This window comes from Streptomyces sp. R41, from assembly GCF_041053055.1.
GTDB lineage: Bacteria > Actinomycetota > Actinomycetes > Streptomycetales > Streptomycetaceae > Streptomyces.
On record NZ_CP163443.1, the window covers coordinates 5,242,460 to 5,261,048 of the forward strand.

The window sequence follows — 18,589 nt, forward strand, 5'->3', positions numbered from 1 at the left end:
AAAGTGGAGTGTTCCCTGCCATGAAGGCTTCCCGTATCGCCGCCGCCGGTGTCGTCGCCGCCTCGACCGTGTTCGTCCTGTCCGCCCCCGCCTTCGCGCACGTCAGCGTGCAGCCGGAGGGCACGGCCGCCAAGGGCGACTACGCGGTCATCGACTTCAAGGTCCCGAACGAGCGCGACAACGCCTCGACCACCAAGCTCGAGGTGAACTTCCCGACGGACCACCCGCTGGCCTCGGTGATGCCGCAGCCGATCAACGGCTGGACCGTCGAGGTCACCAAGTCCAAGCTGGACAAGCCGCTGGAGATGCACGGCGAGAAGATCTCCGAGGCCGTCACCAAGGTCACCTGGACCGCCGACGGCAAGGGCGTCGAGCCCGGCTACTTCCAGAAGTTCCCGCTCTCCGTCGGCGCGCTCCCCGAAGACACCGACGAGCTCGTCTTCAAGGCGATCCAGACGTACTCCAACAAGGAGGTCGTGCGCTGGATCGAGCCGCAGAAGGAAGGCGCCGAGGAGCCCGAGAACCCCGCTCCGGTGCTGACCCTGTCCGACGCCTCCGAGGGCGGCCACTCGCACGGCTCGTCGACCGCCGAGGACACCGCCGACGACTCCAAGGCGGCCGCCAAGGACACCACGGAGGCCGCGTCCTCCTCCGACAGCAGTGACACCACCGCACGCGTACTCGGCGTCGTGGGCATCGTCGTCGGCGTGGCGGGCGTGGCGTTCGGCGTCGTGGCCGGCCGTCGGCGCACCAACACCTGAGGCCCTACCGCTTTCGGTGCGCACCGGGACGTCGTACGACATCTCCGCGACTCGCGGCGTACGACCTCGCCGTTCGGGCGTCGTACGACCCCGGTGCGCACCGGAGTTCTCACATCTGGGACATTTTTCTATGCGCAAGAAGACGTATGCCGCGGCCGCCCTGTTCGCCGCCGCCGCTCTGACCCTCTCCGCCTGCGGCAGCGGCGACGACAGCAACAAGCCGATCGCCGACGTGTCCGCCGAGGCCGACTCGGGCAAGGCCGCGACGATCCTCGACAAGCCGTTCGAGAAGCCGGACCTCGTGCTGACCGACACGAACGGCAAGAAGTACGACCTGCGCGCGCAGACCAAGGGCCGGCCCACGCTGATCTACTTCGGCTACACCCACTGCCCCGACGTCTGCCCGCTGACGATGAACAACCTCGCCGTGGCCAAGAAGCAGCTGCCCAAGGTCCAGCAGGACAAGCTCCGCGTCGTGTTCGTCACCACCGACCCGGGCCGTGACACGCCCTCCGCGCTCGGCAAGTGGCTCAAGGGCATCGACTCCGACTTCGTCGGCCTGACCGGCGACTTCGCCACGATCCAGGCCGGTGCCCGCACCCTGGGCATCTCGATCGAGCCGACGTCGAAGGACAAGAACGGCAAGCTCGTCTCCGTGCACGGCACCCAGGTCATCGCGTTCTCGCCGAAGACCGACGGGGGCTATGCGCTGTACGGCGAGGACGCCACCGTCGACGACTACACCAAGGACCTCCCCAAGATCATCAAGGGGGAGAACCCGTGAGGCGTCCCGGCCGTGCTTCGCGGTCTGTCGCCGGATGCGCGGCGGTCATGGCCGCGGCGGTGACACTGGCGGGCTGCGGCTCGGACGACAAGGACTCCTCGGCCAAGCCCGAACTGAAGGTCACCGGCGCCTACATGCCCGCCCCGAGCATGGACTCCATGGCGGCCGGCTTCTTCACCGTCACCAACTCCGGTGGCGCCGACACTCTGACCTCGGTCACCAGCGACCTCTCGAACGACGTCACACTGCACTCCACCAAGGGCGGCGCGATGGAGGAGGAGAAGTCCTTCGCGATACCCGCGGACGGCGCGCTCGACTTCGCCAGCGGCGGCAACCATCTCATGTTCGAAAAGCTCACCCACAAGCCGAAGCAGGGCGAGAAGGTGTCCGTGGAGCTGCACTTCGCCAAGTCCGGCACGGTGAAGATCTCCATGCCGGTGAAGTCCGCGACGTACACCCCGAAGACCGGGCACTGAGGGAGGGATCACCTTGACGCAGACCACCGCCTCCCGCATCCGGAACTTCCAGAGCTTCAGGAACCTCCGGACCCTCTTGCTGCTGTTCCTCGCCGTCTCCGGCGCGCTTCTGGCCGGCGCGGCGCCCGCCTCCGCGCACGCCGCGCTGACCGGCAGCGACCCGAAGCAGGGGTCGGTGGTCGACAAGGCGCCCACCCAGGTCTCGCTCACCTTCTCCGAGAAGGTCGCGATGAACGACGGCTCGCTCCGCGTGCTCGACCCCAAGGGCAAGCGGGTCGACACCGGCAGGGCGACCAACCTGAGCGGCACCACGTACGGCGTGAAGCTGCACTCGGGGCTGCCCGACGGCACGTTCACCGTCACCTACCAGGTGGTGTCGGCGGACAGCCACCCCGTCTCGGGCGCCTTCACCTTCTCCATCGGCGCGCCCTCGCAGACCTCCGTCTCGCTGTCCGGCCAGGCGGTGGGCGGCGGAGTCGTCGGCGTGCTCTACGGGACCGCGCGCTACGTCTCGTACGCGGGATTCATCCTCCTCGTCGGCGGCGCGGCCTTCGTGCTGGCCTGCTGGCAGCGCGGCGCCGGGGTCCGGCCGGTGCAGCGGCTCGTGGTCGCCGGATGGCTCGCGCTGACCGGCGCCACGCTCGCGCTGCTGCTCCTGCGCGGTTCGTACGTCGGTTCCGGCAAGGTCGGTGACATCTTCGACCTGACGCTGCTCGGGCAGGTGTTGCAGACCAAGTCGGGCGCGGCCCTGGTGTCGCGACTGCTGCTGCTCGCCGCGGCGGCGCTGTTCATCGCTGTGCTCTTCGGGGCGTATGTGAAGCGGGACGAGGCCGATGCGTCCGGCGGCTCCGACGGGTCTCACGAGTCCGCCGAGGACGCCGCCGAGGCCGCCGCCGCTGAAAAGAAGGACCTCACCTTCGGGCTCGCGATCGGCGGTGCCGTCGTCGCGGCGGGCCTGGCCGCGACCTGGGCGATGGCCGAGCACGCCTCGACCGGCCTTCAGCCGGGCGTCGCGATGCCCGTCGACGTGCTGCACCTGCTGGCCGTCGCGATCTGGCTGGGCGGTCTTTCGGCGCTGCTGACGGCCCTGTTCCGGGCGCCGGTGGAAGCGCAGATCGACGCGGCGGCCGTACGCCGTTTCTCGCGCCTCGCGTTCGGCAGCGTCCTCGCGCTGGTCGCGACCGGGATCTACCAGTCGTGGCGCCAGCTCGGCTCCTGGTCGGCGTTCACCGACACGACGTACGGGCAGCTGCTGCTCGTCAAGATCTGCCTGGCGGCGGTGCTGGTCGGCATCGCGTCGATCTCGCGCCGCTGGACCGCGCGGTTGTCGGAGGTCGCCGCTCCGGAGTCCGTGGCGGCGGCCGTGGTCGCACGGCGCGAGAAGGCACGGACGACCGTTCCGGCGGACTCCCGGCGCGCCGCCCAGCTCGCCCGGCAGCGGGCCGCCGTGGCCACCGCCCGCGAGAAGCGCGTCCGCGACGCCGACCCGCACCGCGCGGGGCTGCGCCGCTCGGTGCTCGCCGAGGCGGGCGTCGCCATCGTCCTGCTGGCGGTCACGACCGTGCTGACGACCACCGAGCCGGGGCGTACGGAGGAGGCCGCCCAGCAGGCCACCGCGACTGCCTCCCAGCGCTCCGGACCGCTGTCCCTGAAGATGCCGTTCGACACGGGCGGCGAGGACGGCAAGGGCACCGTGGAGCTCACCCTCGACCCGGCCCGTGTCGGCGGCAACGAGATGCACGTCTTCGTGGAGCGGCCGAACGGCAAGGCCTTCGACGTCCCCGAGGTGAAGGTCGCCTTCACGCTCGCCGCGAAGGACATCGGTCCGCTGCCCGTCACCCCCGACCGCATCGCGACCGGACACTGGTCCGCGAGCGGGGTGCAGATCCCCATGGCGGGCGACTGGAAGATCGCGGTGACCGTGCGCACCTCCGACATCGACCAGACGACCGTGAACAAGAACGCGCAGATCGGCTGAACCTCACGATGGCTGACCACTCCACTCCGGAGACGTCCTCTCCGGAAGCGTCTTCTCCGGAGACACCCTCTTCGGAGACGTCCTCTCGGAGGGCGTCCTCTCGGGAAACCTCTCCCAAGGTGGCCTCTCCTAGGGAGGCCGGTTCGGAAAGCGCCTCTCCCAGGGACGACGTTTCCCAGGCCCCCTCCCCCAAAGGCGTCTTTTCGCGGCGCCGACTGCTCGGCACCGCGGGTGCCACCGGTCTCGCCCTGGGCGCGGCGGGAGGCGCCGCGGGATACGCGGCGGCGCCCTCCGCGGAGAAGGCCACACCGTTGACCTCGCTCGGCGCGGACGCGGTGATGTTTCACGGGAAACATCAGCCCGGCATCACCACCGCTCTCCAGGCCCGTGGCCACCTCGTCGCCTTCGACCTGGCGGCGGGCGCGGGCCGCAAGGAGGCCGCCGCGCTGCTGCGCCGCTGGTCGGCGACCGCTCGGCGGCTGATGGCGGGCGAGGCGGCCGCGCAGGACGACACGGACGTCGCCCGCGACGCGGGCCCCTCGTCCCTGACGGTCACCTTCGGCTTCGGGCACAGCTTCTTCGCGCGTACGGGTCTGGAGAAGCAGCGCCCGGTCTCCCTGGACCCGCTGCCCGATTTCTCCTCCGACCACCTCGACAAGGCGCGCAGCAATGGCGACCTGTGGGTGCAGATCGGCGCCAACGACTCCCTGGTCGCCTTCCACGCCCTGCGCGCGATCCAGAAGGACGCGGGCAGCGCGGCCCGCGTGCGCTGGCAGATGAACGGCTTCAATCGCTCGCCGGGCGCCACGGCGCAGCCGATGACGGCTCGCAACCTGATGGGCCAGATCGACGGCACTCGCAATCCGAAGCCGACCGACTCCGACTTCGACAAGCAAATCTTCGTGCCCGCGTCGGGTTCGGCCGACCCGGCGTGGATGGCGAACGGCTCGTACGCCGTCGTACGCCGTATTCGCATGCTCCTCGACGACTGGGAGAAGCTCTCGGTCAAGGCCCAGGAGGACGTCATCGGGCGGAAGAAGTCCAGCGGGGCACCGCTGTCCGGCGGCACCGAGACGACCGCGATGAACCTGGACAAGACCGACGCCGACGGCAATCTGGTCGTCCCCATCAACGCGCACGCCCGGATCACCCGGCCCGACCAGAACGGCGGCGCCGCGATGCTGCGCCGCCCGTTCTCCTTCCACGACGGCATCGACACGGACGGGGTGCCCGACGCCGGCCTGCTCTTCGTCTGCTGGCAGGCCGATCCGCTGCGCGGCTTCGTCCCCGTCCAGCGCAAGCTCGACCGCGGCGACGCGCTCTCCACGTTCATCCGCCACGAGTCGAGCGGACTGTTCGCGGTGCCGGGCGGGGCGGCGGAGGGGGAGTACGTGGGGCAGCGGTTGCTGGAGGGCTGAGGGTCACCTTGCGAAGCCGGGGTTGCCGGTCGGCCGAGGGTCACCCTGTGGGGGCAGCGGTTGCCGGTCGTCCGGGGGGCATCCTGCGGGGCAGCGGTTGCCGGTCGTCCGAGGGGCGCCTTTCGGGACCTCGGTTTCCACAGGCGTGAGCCGGGTTGTGCAAGGCCCATTAGGGTGAGGTCATGCCAGCCAGCTATGCGTATCTCGGTCCCGAAGGCACCTTCACCGAAGTCGCCCTGCGCACGCTTCCGGAGGCCGCCACCCGGGAGCTCGTCCCGATGGTGTCGGTTCCCGCAGCGCTGGACGCCGTCCGTAACGGCGAGGCGGAGGCCGCGTTCGTACCGATCGAGAACTCGGTGGAGGGCGGAATCACCACGACCCTCGATGAGCTGGTCGCGGGCGCGCCGCTGATGATCTACCGCGAGGTGCTGCTGTCGATCACCTTCGCGCTGCTGGTCAGGCCCGGCACCAAGCTGTCGGAGATCAAGACGGTGACCGCGCACCCCGCCGCACAGCCGCAGGTGCGCAACTGGCTGAAGAACAATCTGCCGGACGCGCTCTGGGAGTCCGCCGCCTCGAACGCGGACGGCGCACGGCTGGTGCAGGAGGGCCGGTACGACGCCGCTTTCGCGGGCGAGTTCGCGGCGGCCAAGTACGGGCTGGAGCCGCTGGAGACCGGGATCCACGACGCGGAGAACGCGCAGACGCGCTTCGTACTGGTGGGCCGCCCCGCCCGGCCCGCGGCGCCGACCGGCGCGGACAAGACGTCCGTGGTCATCTGGCAGCGCGACGACCACCCGGGCGCCCTGCTGGAGCTGCTCCAGGAATTCGCGGTGCGCGGCGTCAACCTGATGCTGCTGCAGTCCCGTCCGACCGGCGAGGGCATCGGCAACTACTGCTTCGCCATTGACGCCGAGGGCCACATCTCGGACCGCCGCGTGGGCGAGGCGCTCATGGGGCTCAAGAGGGTCTGCCCACAGGTGCGCTTCCTCGGCTCGTACCCCCGCGCGGAGGTCGACCCGAAGGACGTACGCGCGCCTCGGGCCGGCACCTCGGACAGTGAGTTCTCCGCCGCGTCGGACTGGCTGGCGCGCTGCCAGGACGGCCGATTCTGAGCAGGCGGCTTGTCTGAGTGGCCCGGCCGGTTCTGAGCAGGCGACTCGTCCGACTAGCTCGGCCGGTTCTGAGCGGCCGGTCCGAGTCGCACGGCCGGTTCGAGTCGCACGGCCGGTTGCCAGCAGGTCTCACGCTGCTGACGCCGCCGATTTCCACCAGTCCTACCTGCTGATTTTCGTCATCCACAGGCGTTATCCACAGGTGTGCTTCTCGACCTGGGGACAAGTCGACAACGAAGCACTACATCGTCGACAAATCGGCCTACAGGCCCCAACTTCGTCCACAGCCGCGCACGTCACCCCTCGTCCACTCTTTTCCCTTGATCAATCCTTTGGAGCGAAGCATTTCCACTCGAACGTGGGTGTAGGGATGGTTTGATCCGGGAATTCTTCGCCCCACATGCCGCTTTCGGAATGATCACTTCCGAAGTCCACAGATCTTCCGCACAGCCTGTGGATAACTTTGCGAGGGTGTGGATCCCTGTGGACAACCCCTTCTCAAGTCCCGCTCTCCACAAGGAAATCAAGTCAACCCGTAGACTCCCCTCTGCCCCGTTTCAGGGAGTAGCGCCCTTTTTATTGACGCCTCTCGGCCGCCCGCCCAGGCTTGATTGGTGATCAAGAGATTCACTCCGGCATTTCACTCATAACGTGACAGAACCGACGGACCGGAATATCGAGTCGTTGGCCGGAACCGCGCACCGGTAGCCTTGAGGGGTGATTGACCTTCGCCTGCTCCGTGAGGACCCCGACCGTGTTCGCGCCTCCCAGCGCGCCCGTGGAGAGGACGTCGGCCTTGTCGACTCCCTCCTCTCCGCCGACGAGCGGCGCAGGTCGTCCGGCGTCCGCTTCGACGAGCTGCGTTCCGAGCAGAAGGCGCTCGGCAAGCTGATCCCCAAGGCCTCGGGTGACGAGAAGGCCGAGCTGCTGAAGAAGGCGAGCCAGCTGGCCGCCGACGTCAAGGCGGCCGACGCCGAGCAGCACGAGGCGGACGAGGAGACCAAGCGCCTCCTCCTCCAGCTCGGCAATCTCGTGCACCCCGACGTCCCGGTCGGCGGCGAGGAGGACTTCGTCGTCCTGGAGACGCACGGCACGATCCGCGACTTCGGTGCCGAGGGCTTCGAGCCCAAGGACCACCTGGAGCTCGGTGAGGCGCTCGGCGCCATCGACGTCGAGCGCGGCGCCAAGGTGTCCGGCTCGCGCTTCTACTACCTGACGGGCGTCGGCGCGCTCCTGGAGCTCGCCCTCGTCAACGCGGCGATCGCGCAGGCCACCGAGGCCGGCTTCATCCCGATGCTGACCCCGGCGCTGGTCCGCCCGCGCGCCATGGAGGGCACCGGCTTCCTCGGCCAGGCCGCGGAGAACGTGTACCACCTGGAGAAGGACGACTACTACCTGGTCGGCACCTCCGAGGTCCCGCTCGCGGCGTACCACATGGACGAGATCCTCGACGCCGACAAGCTGCCGCTGCGCTACGCCGGCTTCTCGCCGTGCTTCCGCCGCGAGGCCGGCACGTACGGCAAGGACACCCGCGGCATCTTCCGGGTGCACCAGTTCGACAAGGTCGAGATGTTCTCGTACGTCGCTCCCGAGGACGCGGAGAACGAGCACAAGCGGCTCCTGGAATGGGAGAAGCAGTGGCTGACCGGCCTCGAGCTGCCCTTCCAGGTCATCGACGTGGCCTCGGGCGACCTCGGCGCCTCCGCGATCCGCAAGTTCGACTGCGAGGCGTGGATCCCGACCCAGGGCAAGTATCGCGAGCTGACCTCGGCCTCGAACTGCGAAGGCTTCCAGGCCCGCCGTCTGTCCGTGCGCATGCGCGACGGCAAGAAGGTCCAGCCGCTCGCGACGCTGAACGGCACGCTGTGCGCCGTCCCGCGCACGATCGTGGCGATCCTGGAGAACCACCAGCTGGCCGACGGCTCCGTGCGGGTACCGGAGGTGCTGCGTCCGTACCTGGGCGGTCGTGAGGTCCTGGAGCCGATCTCCAAGTGACCGGCACCGCAGAGCCGGCCGGGTCGACTGGGCCGACCGGGTCGTTCCCCTACAAGCTCATCGCGACCGATCTCGACGGAACGCTGCTGCGCTCCGACGAGACCGTCTCGGAGCGTACGCGTGAGGCGCTCGCCGCGGTCACCGCGGCGGGCGCGGCACACATCGTCGTGACCGGGCGCGCGGTGCCCTGGACCCGGCACATCCTCGACGATCTCGGCTACGAGGGCCTCGCGGTGTGCGGCCAGGGTGCGCAGGTGTACGACGCGGGGGAGCACCGGCTGCTCACCTCGGTGACCCTGGACCGGCAGCTGGCCGGTCTGGCGCTCGCCAAGATCGAGGCGGAGGTCGGCCCGCTGCTGCTCGCCGCCAGCCGCGACGGGCTCGACGGCGAGGTGCTGGTCGGGCCCGGTTACCGGCGGCTGGACGGCTCGCTCCCGGTCGTCCAGATCAGGGACGCGGCGGACCTCTGGTCGGCGCCCCTGAACAAGGTGTATGTACAGCACCCGACGCTCTCCGACGACGAACTGGCCGCGGTGGCCATGGAGGTCGCGGGCGGGCTCGTCGGCGTCACGATGGCCGGCGCGGGGATAGTGGAACTCCTCCCCCTCGGCCTCTCCAAGGCGACGGGGCTGTCCCTGGCCGCCCGCCGCCTCGGCGCGAAGGCCGCGGACACCATCGCCTTCGGCGACATGCCGAACGACATCCCGATGTTCGCCTGGGCCGCCCACGGCGTGGCCATGTCCAACGCCCACGACGACCTCAAGACGGTCGCGGACGAGGTGACTTCCTCGAACGAGGAGGACGGCATCGCGGTCGTGCTGGAGCGGTTGCTCGGTTAGGCGCCTGAGCTGCCGGCCTTCCGGGGTGCGGCAACTTGGCCATATGTATCTTGGGCTCGGACATACGTGTCTTGAGGAGGATGCGCGGATCGAACGCGCGCGGGGTTTCACCCCCGACCGCGGCTTAGCAAGCCGGTGCCTTACCTCTCGGCCAATCCTCCGGGTGGGCGGCCCGCGCGAGATGCGCGCTCGAAGCGGCCGCCCCGGGCAGCCCCCCCGTGCGGGCGGGTTCGACGGAGGAGTAACTACTCCGGAACCCGCTGCGGGCTGCCCTGTCGGGAGCTCGACGGACTGCTACTGATGGGCATCGTCGCGCTCCTCTCCCAGAACGTGGCGCCGGCTCGATGCGGCGGCGTGGACAGAACTACTGTGCCCGTACGCCCACTTGGGCGCCACTGATTAAAAGCCGCCTCCGTAGGCGTTCACCGGCGGCGCCACCTGCGCCGACGTCCCTTGCTGAAGAACCACCCCGCGGGCGGCTCGTCGGACCGCCAGGGCTGCGGATCGGGTCCACCCTCGCGCCAGCGGGCGGCGAGCATGCGCGCACGGGCCGACGGCTCGGTCGTCTCCGCGGAGCGTATGAAGTTCTCGTCCAGTACGAGCTCGTCCCAGGCGTCCCCGACGTCCCCGGACTGCTCGCGACCGTCACCTCGTGGTTCCTCGGATGCCATCCCCGTTCCTCCTGGCCGTGCGTCCCCGTTTGCCCAGTGTGCCCCGACACACGTGAAGCCGCTGTCAAGAAAGAGGGGCTCCACGCGCGCGTGCGTGGCGACGACCGGCACGTGCGCGTGGAGCCCCCGCTCACTCCTCGCCCGCCAGCGTCAGCGACCGCAGCCGCTGTCCGGCGTACCAGGTGGCGAGCACGGTGACCGCGGCCAGCAGCACCGTCGCGGTCGGCAGGCCCACGTCCGAGGTGACGAGGTCGCCGCCGGTGACCTTGTGTCCCACCGCGAGCGCCCACTGCTGGACGCTCAGCGTGCGCGCGCCGGACACCAGGGACCCGAAGAGGGCCTCCCAGACCAGCGCGTAGACGAGCCCGAAGACCACCGCGTGCCGGGTGACCGTCCCCAGGAGCAGGAACAGCGCGGCGTACGCGATCGAGGCGACCAGCGCGGCGACGGTGTAGGCGACGGCGATCTGCTGCCCGTTGCCGTTCAGGATCATGCCCGCGATAAAGGTGGGCACCGCCGAGAAGGCCATGGTGACGGCGACCGCGACGATCAGCTTGGTGAAGATGATCGTCGGCCGCCTCAGGGGCTTGGCGAGCAGATACACCACCGAGCCGTCGTCGATCTCGGGCCCGATCGCGCCCGTTCCGGCGATGACGCCGATGATCGGGACCATCGTGGCGAGCGCGAATCCGCCGAGTACGTCCGAGGCCACCTGGTCGTCGGCTCCGGAGAAGCTGCGGACGGCCGCCGAGATCACGATGAGCAGAACGGGCAGGGCGCCGAGGATGAGAGCCCGGCGGCGGCCGAGCAGGCCCCGATAGGTGAGCCGGGCGACTGTGGGGTCGTACATCTTGGGCCTCCTACGCCGCGACGAGATACGAGAAGACGGACTCGAGGGACTCGTCTGACGGCGAGACCGTGAGCAGCCGGATGCCGTGCTCGCGCGCGACGCGCGGGAGCAGGGCGGTGAAGCGGCCGAAGTCGACCGCCTGGATGCGCAGCGCGCCCTCCGCCAGGTCGACCTCGATGCCGGACGTCGACGGGTCGGCGATCAGCGCGGCGGCCAGCGTCCGGTCGTCACTGGAGCGCACGAGGTAGCGGTGCGGGCGGTCGGTCATCAGGCGGCGGATGCGCCGGAAGTCGCCGCTCGCCGCGTGCCGTCCGGCGACGATCACCTCGATGTGCGCCGCGAGTTGCTCGACCTCTTCGAGGATGTGGGACGAGAACAGCACCGTGCGGCCCTCGTCGCCCATGCGCCGCAACAGATCCATGAGCTGCATGCGCTGGCGCGGATCCATGCCGTTGAAGGGCTCGTCGAGCAGCAGCAGGGAGGGGTCGTGGACGAGCGCGGACGCCATCTTCACGCGCTGCCGCATGCCCTTGGAGTACGTCGAGATCTTGCGGTCCTGCGCGTACTCCATCTCGACCGTGGCGAGCGCCTTCTGGGCCGCCTTCTTGCCGAGGCCGTGCAACTCGGCGTTGGCGACGACGAATTCGCGGCCCGTGAGGAAGTCGTACATCGCCTCGCGCTCGGGGACGATGCCGATGTGCCGGTAGATCTGCTCGTTGCGCCAGACCTGCCGGCCGTCGAGGGTGACGGTGCCCGTGGAGGGGGCGAGGAAGCCGCCCATCATGTTGATCAGGGTGGACTTGCCGGCGCCGTTCGGGCCCAGCAGGCCGGTGACGCCGGGGCCGATCGTCATCGTGATGTCGTTGACCGCCACCACGTTGCCGAACCAGCGCGAGACGTGGTCGATGTTGAGCGTGGTCACAGCCCGACCTTTCGGTAGCGGCGCATCAGCAGGCCGTAGCAGCCCGCGATGAGACCCAGGACGACGATGAGGTAGACGACGCCCTGCCCGGACGAGGGGCCTTCCCCTCCGGGGAAGGCGGAGGTGGCGCCGAGGAAGGCCGTCTGCACTCCGTCGATGAGCGTGATCGGCGAGAAGAGGCCGAGCCACGGGACGGCTCCCGTACTGGACTGATCGAAGGCGATGGCCTGGACGGTGGAGACCGCTCCGTAGGAGATGGTCAGGGCGGCGATGACGGCCGCGATACCGAAGCCGCGGCGCGGCGTGACCGCCGAGATGACCAGGCCGATGCCTGCGAAGAGGAGCGACAGCAGTGCCACGGAGACGAGCCCCTGTCCGAATCCCTTCGTCTGGTCGGCGAAGTCGAGCTTGGCCAGCAGCGCGCCTACGTAGAGCACGATCAGCGGCGCTGCCGTGAGGACGAACAGCGCCGAGGCCAGGGCCGCGTACTTGGCGCGTACGTAGTCGACGGTCTCGATGGGCCGCGAGAAGTACAGCGGTACGGTCTTGAAGCGCAGGTCGCGCGAGACGGACTGGGGTCCCTGGGAGGCGACGTACAGGCCGATGACGGCCTGCATGATGACCGCGTAGCGCGTGTAGTCGACGGGCAGGTCCTTCGCCTTGGTGGCGACCGCGACCGCCACCATGATCAGCGCGGGGACGCACATCACCACGAAGAGCAGCATCGGCAGCACCTTGGACTTGACCGAGCGGCCGAGTCCGTAGGCGCCGCGCAGGGACTGCGAGTACAGCGAGCGGCGGGCGTAGGCGCGGCCCAGGCGCGGGCCGTCGTAGTTGCGGTAGCCGATGTTGTGGATACGGGTCTGCTCACCGGGCTGGGTGAGGGGCTGCTCAATTGCCATGACCGACGGCCTCCTTCCGCTGTGCTTCGCTTTGCGCGTCGCTGTCCTTGAAGACCTCCGCGATGTGGTGCCGGCGCTGTTCCATCCGGACCAGGCCGAGGCCGAGGTCGGCGACGACGTCGCGGACGAGGTCGTACATCTCTTCGCCTTCGGCGGTGAGCAGGAGGATGTGTCCGGCGCCGGGCAGGCCACTGCCGTCGTGGGTCTCGATCCCGCGCGCGTGGAGCACGTCGCGCACCGCGCCGGTGCCGTCCGGGTGCTCGTCGGTGTCGGTGACCTCGATGGCGAGGGTCGTGGTGGTCTGGGTGAAGTCCGTGGTGGAGCTGGAGCGCAGCAGCTTGCCGCCGTCGATGACGACGACGTGGTCGCAGGTGCGCTCCAGTTCACCCAGGAGGTGCGAGGTGACCAGGACCGAGATGCCGAAGTCGGTGTGGATGCGGCGGATCAGGCCGAGCATCTCGTCGCGGCCGACCGGGTCGAGGCCGTTGGTCGGCTCGTCCAGGAAGACCAGCTGGGGGTCGTGGACCAGGGCCTGCGCAAGCTTCACGCGTTGCTTCATGCCCGTCGAGTAGCCGCCGATGGGGCGGTAGCGCTCCTCGTACAGGCCGACGTGGCGCAGCGTGTCCGCGGTGCGCTCGCGGGCCGCGGCAGGCGGGAGCCCGGCCATGCGCGCCATGTGGACGACGAACTCGGTGGCCGAGACGTCGGGCGGCAGGCAGTCGTGCTCCGGCATGTACCCGACGCGCTCACGGATGGCGCCGCCCTCGGTGGCGACGTCGAGGCCGAGCACTTGTGCGCGGCCCTCGGTGGCGGGGGACAGACCCAGCAGGATCTTGATCAGTGTGGACTTGCCGGCTCCATTGGCTCCGACGAGTCCGGTCACACCGGGCCCGACGTCCACGGAGAGCCGGTCAAGAGCGGTCACCCTGGGGAACCGCTTGCTCAGGCTTTCGGTCGCGATCACAGTCACGCTTCGAAGGTAGTGGCGCACGCCACAGCGGTCGTCAGACCAGGGAGCTGTATCGGTGTCCCTCTCCAGTCGTACGGGCCCGTAGGGGTCCCCCTGAGGTCGAACAACCGGCCGCGGTTCATCCACGTCGGTTCGGTCGCCTCATCCACATCGGCTCGGTTGTCCACAGGCGTCATGCGGGTCTATTGACGCAGCCTCTAACAACTGTCACATTCACCAGTGTCAAGTTACGAGCACGTACCGCAGTCAGCGTGGACACAGGGTGGGGCGGTGGCATGACGACGGCAGTGGCAGGCGAACTCTCCGCGGAACTGCGGGGGTTCAGAGAGGTCCAGCGTCTCGCGTACGAGTGCGCGGAGGCCGTGGCCGCGCAGCTGAGGCCCGGCGTGACCGAGCGCGAGGCGGCACGCATGCAGCGCGAGTGGCTGCGCGAGCGCGGGGTGCGGGACTGGTTCCATCTGCCCTTCGCCTGGTTCGGGGACCGCACGGCGTTCGTGAACTTCCGGATCCCGCTGCAGTTCTTCCCCACCAACCGCCGCCTGGAGCCGGGGATGCCGTTCATCCTCGACATGGCCCCGGTCCTCAAGGGCTTTACGGCGGACATCGGTTACTCGGGCTCGCTCGGGCTGAACCCCGTGCAGGACAAGCTGCTCGCCGACCTGGAGGCGCACCGCGAGCTGATCCTGCGCGAGGTGCGCGAGCGGCGGCCGCTGCGCGAGATCTACGAGGACGTGGACCGGCTCATGGTCCGCCAGGGCTATGCGAACCGCCACCGCGCGTATCCCTTCGGCGTGATCGCCCACAAGGTGGACCGCGTGAAGGAACGCCCCTGGTCGCCGCATCTGTTCGGGTTCGGCACCCAGTCCCTGAAGGGGCTGGCGAGCGACGCGATCCACGGGCACCGCGACGGCTGGTCGCCGCTGTGGTCGCCGTACAGGTTCTCCGACCATCCGCCCCAGCCGGGACTGTGGGCGGTCGAACCGCACCTCGGCTTCCGGGGTACGGGCGCGAAGTTCGAGGAGATCCTGGTCGTCACCGACTCCAAGGACCCTGAGGCGAGCGCGTTCTGGCTGGACGACGATCTGCCGCATGTGCGGCGCTGGGCGGAGGACAAGTGAGTCTCGAAGGCGCGCGCGAGCGCTGGGTACGGACGGGCGGAGTCGAGCTGTGCGTAGCCGAGTTGGGCGACGAGACGCAGCCCACGGTGGTGCTCGTGCACGGCTATCCGGACTCCAAGGAGGTGTGGTCCGAGGTCGCGAAGCGCCTTGCCGGCCACTTCCATGTCGTGCTGTACGACGTACGGGGACACGGCAGGTCGACGGCGCCGCAGCCGCTGCGCGGCGGGTTCACCCTGGAGAAGCTGACCGACGACTTCCTGGCCGTCGTGGACGCGGTCAGCCCCGACAAGCCGGTGCACCTGGTGGGGCACGACTGGGGTTCGGTGCAGTCGTGGGAGTTCGTCACCGTCCAGCGCACCGAGGGCCGGATCGCGTCCTTCACGTCGATGTCCGGGCCGTCCCTGGACCACTTCGGGCACTGGATCAAGCAGCGTATGAAGCGGCCGACCCCGCGCAAGGTCGGCCAGCTCCTGGGCCAGGGCGCCAAGTCCTGGTACGTGTACCTGCTGCACACGCCCTTCCTGCCCGAGCTGGCCTGGCGCGGCCCCCTCGGCAAGCAGTGGCCGAAGATCCTCCAGCGGGTCGAGAAGGTGCCCGCGGGCGACTACCCGACCCCGTCGCTGCCGACCGACGCGGCGCACGGCGCCTGGCTGTACCGGGACAACGTACGGGCCCGGCTGAACCGGCCGCGCGAGGACGCGTACGCGCACGCGCCCGTGCAGCTCGTCACGCCCCTGGGCGACGCGTTTCTCTCCGAGCGGCTCTACGACGAGCTGGAGCAGTGGGCCCCACAGCTGGTGCGCCGTACGCTCCCGGCCAAGCACTGGATTCCGCGCACACGCCCGGATCAGCTCGCCGCCTGGATCACTGAGTTCGTCCACGCCAACGAGGACGGAGTGCCCCTGCAGGACATTGTGGCCACCGGCAAGTACGCGGACCGCTTCGGCGGGCAGCTGGTGCTGGTCACCGGAGCGGGCAGCGGTATCGGACGGGCCACCGCCTTCGCGTTCGCCGAGGCCGGCGCGCGTGTGATCGCCGTCGACCGGGACGCCGAGAGCGCGGCTCGCACCGCGGAGATGTCCCGGTTGATCGGCTCCCCCGAAGCCTGGGCCGAGACGGTCGACGTCTCCGACGAGCAGGCCATGGAGAAGCTCGCCGAGAAGGTCGCCACCGAGTACGGCGTGGTGGACGTGCTGGTGAACAACGCCGGGATCGGCCTGTCGGGGTCCTTCTTCGACACGACCGCCGAGGACTGGAAGAAGGTCCTCGACGTCAATCTGTGGGGCGTGATCCACGGCTGCCGGCTCTTCGGGAAGCAGATGGCCGAGCGCGGTCAGGGCGGCCACATCGTCAACACCGCGTCGGCGGCGGCGTACCAGCCCTCCAAGGCGCTGCCCGCCTACAGCACCTCCAAGGCGGCCGTCCTGATGCTCAGCGAGTGCCTGCGCGCGGAGCTGGCGGGGCAAGGCATCGGCGTCTCGGCGATCTGCCCGGGCTTCGTCAACACGAACATCACCTCGACCGCGCGCTTCGCCGGGGTCGACGCCCTGGAGGAGAAGCGGCGCCAGAAGAAGTCGGCGCGGCTGTACGGGCTGCGCAACTACCCGCCGGAGAAGGTGGCCGACGCGATCCTGCGCGCGGTGGTCCGCAACCAGGCGGTCGTGCCGGTCACCCCGGAGGCACGCGGCGCCCACCTCATGTCGCGCTTCACGCCGAAGGCGCTGCGCGCGATCGCGCGATTGGAGCCACCGTTGTGAGCGAGACGCCGAGTGACTCGACGGGCGCCTCCTTGGGCGACGGCCACTACACGATCAACCCGAGGCGCGTGTCCTTCGACTGGGAGGAGACCCCGCTCCACTGGATACCGGACGAGCCCACCGCCACCCACGTCATCAACGTGCTGCATCTGCTGCTGCCCGCGGGGGAGCGGTGGTTCGTGAAGGTCTTCAAGGAGGCGCTGCCGCTCGTCGGCGACCCCGAACTCCTCAAGGACGTCAAGGGATTCATGGGCCAGGAGGCGACGCACAGCGTGCAGCACGCGTACGTCCTCGACCACCTCGCGGCGCAGCACCTCGAGACCGCGGACTTCACGAAGTACGTCGACTTCCTCTTCGAGAGGCTGCTGGGCGAGAAGCCGCCCCTGGGGGCGCCGATACCGGCCCAGGAGTGGCTGCGCTTCCGGCTGTCGGTGATCGCGGCGATCGAGCAGTTCACGGCGGTGCTCGGCGACTGGGTATTGGCGGCCGAGGGCCTGGACCTCGCCGACGCCGACGAGGTCATGCTCGATCTGCTGCGCTGGCACGGCGCGGAGGAGGTCGAGCACCGCGCGGTCGCCTTCGACATGTACCAGCACTGCGGCGGCGCGGGCCTGCCACGCTACGCGCGCCGGATCGCGGGCATGGCGGTCACCGCGCCCATGATGCTGTACCTGTGGGCGTGGGGCGCCGCCTATCTGCTGCGCCACGACCCCCAGGTCGCCGGCCGCCCGCGCTACTCGCTCGCCGCCCACAACAGGGCCGTACGCAAGGGGCTGTTGCCCACCTGGAAGGAACTCGGCGCGGCCATACCCCGCTATCTGCGGCGGTCGTACCATCCGTCGCAGGAGGGATCACTGCGCAGGGCCGTGGAGTATCTGGCGCAGTCGCCGGCGGCGCGGTCGGCAGCGGGGGCGATCGGTCGGGCGGCGATCGCGTAGCGATGTCGCCCGACGCTGCAGGAGGGCAGGAAGCGTGAACGACGAATCGGTCGGTGTCGCCTACCGGATCGAGGATCTGGCACACCACAGCGGTGCCACGGTCCGGACGATCCGCGCCTATCAGGACCGCGGGCTGCTCCCCCGCCCGGAGCGGCGCGGCCGCGCCAACGTGTACGCGGACGCCCATCTGGCCCGGCTGCGGCAGATCGCCGATCTCCTCGACCGCGGCTACACGCTGGCCTCCATCAAGGAGCTCCTGGAGGCCTGGGACACGGGCCGGGGCCTCGGCGGCATCCTTGGCCTGGTCGCGGAGGTCGACGGGCCCTGGACCGACGAGGAGGCCGCCCGGATCTCGCGGGCCGAGCTCGACGAGCGGTTCGGCGGCAGCCCGGACGACGCCGCGGTCGCCGACGCCGTGGAGCTCGGCGTGCTGGAGCCGATTCCCGGCGACGAGGACTCCTTCCTCGTCCCGAGCCCTCAAGAGCTGGCCGTAGCCGCCGAGTTGCACGCGGCGGGCGTTCCGCTGTCCGCGATCTCCGGTCATTTGCGGGAGTTGAGGGGCCAGGTCGAGCACATCGCCTCCCGTTTCCTGGAGTTCACGACCGAGCACGTCTTCGCGCGGTATCTGGGGGAGCACCCGCCGACCGACGCGGACGCGGCCGAAGCGGCCTCGCTCGTACGACGGCTGCGACCGCTCGCGCAGCAGACGGTCGACGCCGAACTGGCCCGTGCCATGCGGCTGTTCGCCAACCGGTACCTGCATCATCACCTTGGCGCGGGGCAACCGATGGAGCGCAGGGACGAGACGCATACCGTGGAGATTCCTCTGGACACAATGCGGGCTGTGGAGCGGCTGGTTGGCGCGGAGCAGGTGGCAGTCTTCATCACGGCCGCCGCTGAACGGGAAGTACAGGCCCGGACCTTGGACCGTCTCACCTCAAACCACAGCAATACCAGCAAGATTGACGAAACAGCATAAATCGCCTGCGAGTTGTCCACAGAATCGCCAATTCCCCTGTGGATAACAGGACTTGGCTGTGGATCAAACCTCCGAATCAAAATCAAATGCGTGATCCGTCTCTCGCCAGGCACGCT

17 protein-coding genes and 1 tRNA gene are annotated in these 18,589 nt (G+C 69.5%); 12 read left to right on the top strand and 6 right to left on the bottom strand.

Going from position 1 to position 18,589, the window contains the following annotated elements; translation table 11 throughout:
• Window positions 1-20 precede the first annotated feature (20 nt).
• The 8 genes from AB5J53_RS24025 to AB5J53_RS24060 all read left to right on the top strand — a co-directional run bounded on the left by AB5J53_RS24025 (window position 21) and on the right by AB5J53_RS24060 (window position 9,366).
• Window positions 21-761, top strand: coding sequence for a YcnI family protein (locus AB5J53_RS24025; protein WP_369247721.1), 741 nt, complete (start codon window positions 21-23; stop codon window positions 759-761).
• Between the two features lie 130 nt (window positions 762-891).
• Entirely contained in the window at window positions 892-1,545 is a 654-nt protein-coding gene (locus AB5J53_RS24030) for an SCO family protein (RefSeq protein ID WP_369247722.1), read from the top strand.
• 47 nt (window positions 1,546-1,592) lie between these two features.
• Complete coding sequence (locus tag AB5J53_RS24035; protein WP_369252426.1) at window positions 1,593-2,021, top strand: copper chaperone PCu(A)C; 429 nt, start codon at window positions 1,593-1,595, stop codon at window positions 2,019-2,021.
• Window positions 2,022-2,034: 13 nt separating this feature from the next.
• Window positions 2,035-3,999 (top strand): copper resistance CopC/CopD family protein, encoded by a 1,965-nt coding sequence (locus AB5J53_RS24040; RefSeq protein ID WP_369247723.1) that lies wholly within the window; start codon window positions 2,035-2,037, stop codon window positions 3,997-3,999.
• Between the two features lie 8 nt (window positions 4,000-4,007).
• Window positions 4,008-5,417 (top strand): iron uptake transporter deferrochelatase/peroxidase subunit, encoded by a 1,410-nt coding sequence (gene efeB / locus AB5J53_RS24045; RefSeq protein WP_369247724.1) that lies wholly within the window; start codon window positions 4,008-4,010, stop codon window positions 5,415-5,417.
• 182 nt (window positions 5,418-5,599) lie between these two features.
• A complete protein-coding gene (gene pheA / locus AB5J53_RS24050; protein ID WP_369247725.1) occupies window positions 5,600-6,532 on the top strand; it encodes a prephenate dehydratase in 933 nt (310 codons plus the stop codon).
• Between the two features lie 717 nt (window positions 6,533-7,249).
• Window positions 7,250-8,527 carry a serine--tRNA ligase gene (gene serS, locus AB5J53_RS24055; protein ID WP_369247726.1) on the top strand — a complete coding sequence of 426 codons (1,278 nt, stop codon included), beginning with the start codon at window positions 7,250-7,252 and terminating at the stop codon, window positions 8,525-8,527.
• Complete coding sequence (locus AB5J53_RS24060) at window positions 8,524-9,366, top strand: HAD family hydrolase (protein WP_369247727.1); 843 nt, start codon at window positions 8,524-8,526, stop codon at window positions 9,364-9,366. The genes serS and AB5J53_RS24060 overlap by 4 nt, the downstream gene beginning before the upstream one ends.
• A 74-nt stretch (window positions 9,367-9,440) precedes the next feature.
• Here AB5J53_RS24060 and AB5J53_RS24065 read toward each other — a convergent pair.
• The 6 genes from AB5J53_RS24065 to AB5J53_RS24090 form a co-directional block, all read right to left on the bottom strand.
• Window positions 9,441-9,527 (bottom strand) — tRNA-Ser (locus tag AB5J53_RS24065).
• Between the two features lie 261 nt (window positions 9,528-9,788).
• The gene (locus AB5J53_RS24070) at window positions 9,789-10,037 is read right to left on the bottom strand and encodes a hypothetical protein (RefSeq protein ID WP_369247728.1); all 249 of its coding nucleotides are present in this window, start codon (window positions 10,035-10,037) and stop codon (window positions 9,789-9,791) included.
• 130 nt (window positions 10,038-10,167) lie between these two features.
• A complete protein-coding gene (locus AB5J53_RS24075) occupies window positions 10,168-10,887 on the bottom strand; it encodes an ABC transporter permease (RefSeq protein ID WP_369247729.1) in 720 nt (239 codons plus the stop codon).
• A 10-nt stretch (window positions 10,888-10,897) separates the two neighbouring features.
• Window positions 10,898-11,809, bottom strand: a complete 912-nt coding sequence (locus AB5J53_RS24080; protein WP_369247730.1) for an ABC transporter ATP-binding protein — start codon at window positions 11,807-11,809, stop codon at window positions 10,898-10,900.
• Window positions 11,806-12,711, bottom strand: coding sequence for an ABC transporter permease (locus tag AB5J53_RS24085; protein WP_369247731.1), 906 nt, complete (start codon window positions 12,709-12,711; stop codon window positions 11,806-11,808). Before AB5J53_RS24085 ends, AB5J53_RS24080 begins: the two co-directional genes overlap by 4 nt.
• On the bottom strand, window positions 12,701-13,675 hold the full coding sequence (locus AB5J53_RS24090; protein WP_369252428.1) for an ABC transporter ATP-binding protein: 975 nt from the start codon (window positions 13,673-13,675) through the stop codon (window positions 12,701-12,703). Before AB5J53_RS24090 ends, AB5J53_RS24085 begins: the two co-directional genes overlap by 11 nt.
• A gap of 281 nt (window positions 13,676-13,956) precedes the next feature.
• Between AB5J53_RS24090 and AB5J53_RS24095 the strand changes: the two genes are divergently transcribed.
• The 4 genes from AB5J53_RS24095 to AB5J53_RS24110 are packed head-to-tail and all read left to right on the top strand — an operon-like array spanning window position 13,957 to window position 18,473.
• Window positions 13,957-14,799 (top strand): M24 family metallopeptidase, encoded by an 843-nt coding sequence (locus AB5J53_RS24095; RefSeq protein WP_369247732.1) that lies wholly within the window; start codon window positions 13,957-13,959, stop codon window positions 14,797-14,799.
• Entirely contained in the window at window positions 14,796-16,556 is a 1,761-nt protein-coding gene (locus AB5J53_RS24100) for an SDR family oxidoreductase (RefSeq protein ID WP_369247733.1), read from the top strand. The genes AB5J53_RS24095 and AB5J53_RS24100 overlap by 4 nt, the downstream gene beginning before the upstream one ends.
• A gap of 32 nt (window positions 16,557-16,588) precedes the next feature.
• Complete coding sequence (locus AB5J53_RS24105; protein ID WP_369252430.1) at window positions 16,589-17,494, top strand: metal-dependent hydrolase; 906 nt, start codon at window positions 16,589-16,591, stop codon at window positions 17,492-17,494.
• 34 nt (window positions 17,495-17,528) lie between these two features.
• On the top strand, window positions 17,529-18,473 hold the full coding sequence (locus tag AB5J53_RS24110; RefSeq protein WP_369247734.1) for a MerR family transcriptional regulator: 945 nt from the start codon (window positions 17,529-17,531) through the stop codon (window positions 18,471-18,473).
• Window positions 18,474-18,589 lie beyond the last annotated feature (116 nt).

Coding starts and splice junctions, on each gene's coding strand:
- AB5J53_RS24025 (WP_369247721.1), top strand. CDS start 21: ATGAAGGCTTCCCGTATCGCCGCCGCCGGTGTCGTCGCCGCCTCGACC.
- AB5J53_RS24030 (WP_369247722.1), top strand. CDS start 892: ATGCGCAAGAAGACGTATGCCGCGGCCGCCCTGTTCGCCGCCGCCGCT.
- AB5J53_RS24035 (WP_369252426.1), top strand. CDS start 1,593: ATGGCCGCGGCGGTGACACTGGCGGGCTGCGGCTCGGACGACAAGGAC.
- efeB (WP_369247724.1), top strand. CDS start 4,008: ATGGCTGACCACTCCACTCCGGAGACGTCCTCTCCGGAAGCGTCTTCT.
- pheA (WP_369247725.1), top strand. CDS start 5,600: ATGCCAGCCAGCTATGCGTATCTCGGTCCCGAAGGCACCTTCACCGAA.
- AB5J53_RS24070 (WP_369247728.1), bottom strand. CDS start 10,037: ATGGCATCCGAGGAACCACGAGGTGACGGTCGCGAGCAGTCCGGGGAC.
- AB5J53_RS24075 (WP_369247729.1), bottom strand. CDS start 10,887: ATGTACGACCCCACAGTCGCCCGGCTCACCTATCGGGGCCTGCTCGGC.
- AB5J53_RS24085 (WP_369247731.1), bottom strand. CDS start 12,711: ATGGCAATTGAGCAGCCCCTCACCCAGCCCGGTGAGCAGACCCGTATC.
- AB5J53_RS24095 (WP_369247732.1), top strand. CDS start 13,957: ATGACGACGGCAGTGGCAGGCGAACTCTCCGCGGAACTGCGGGGGTTC.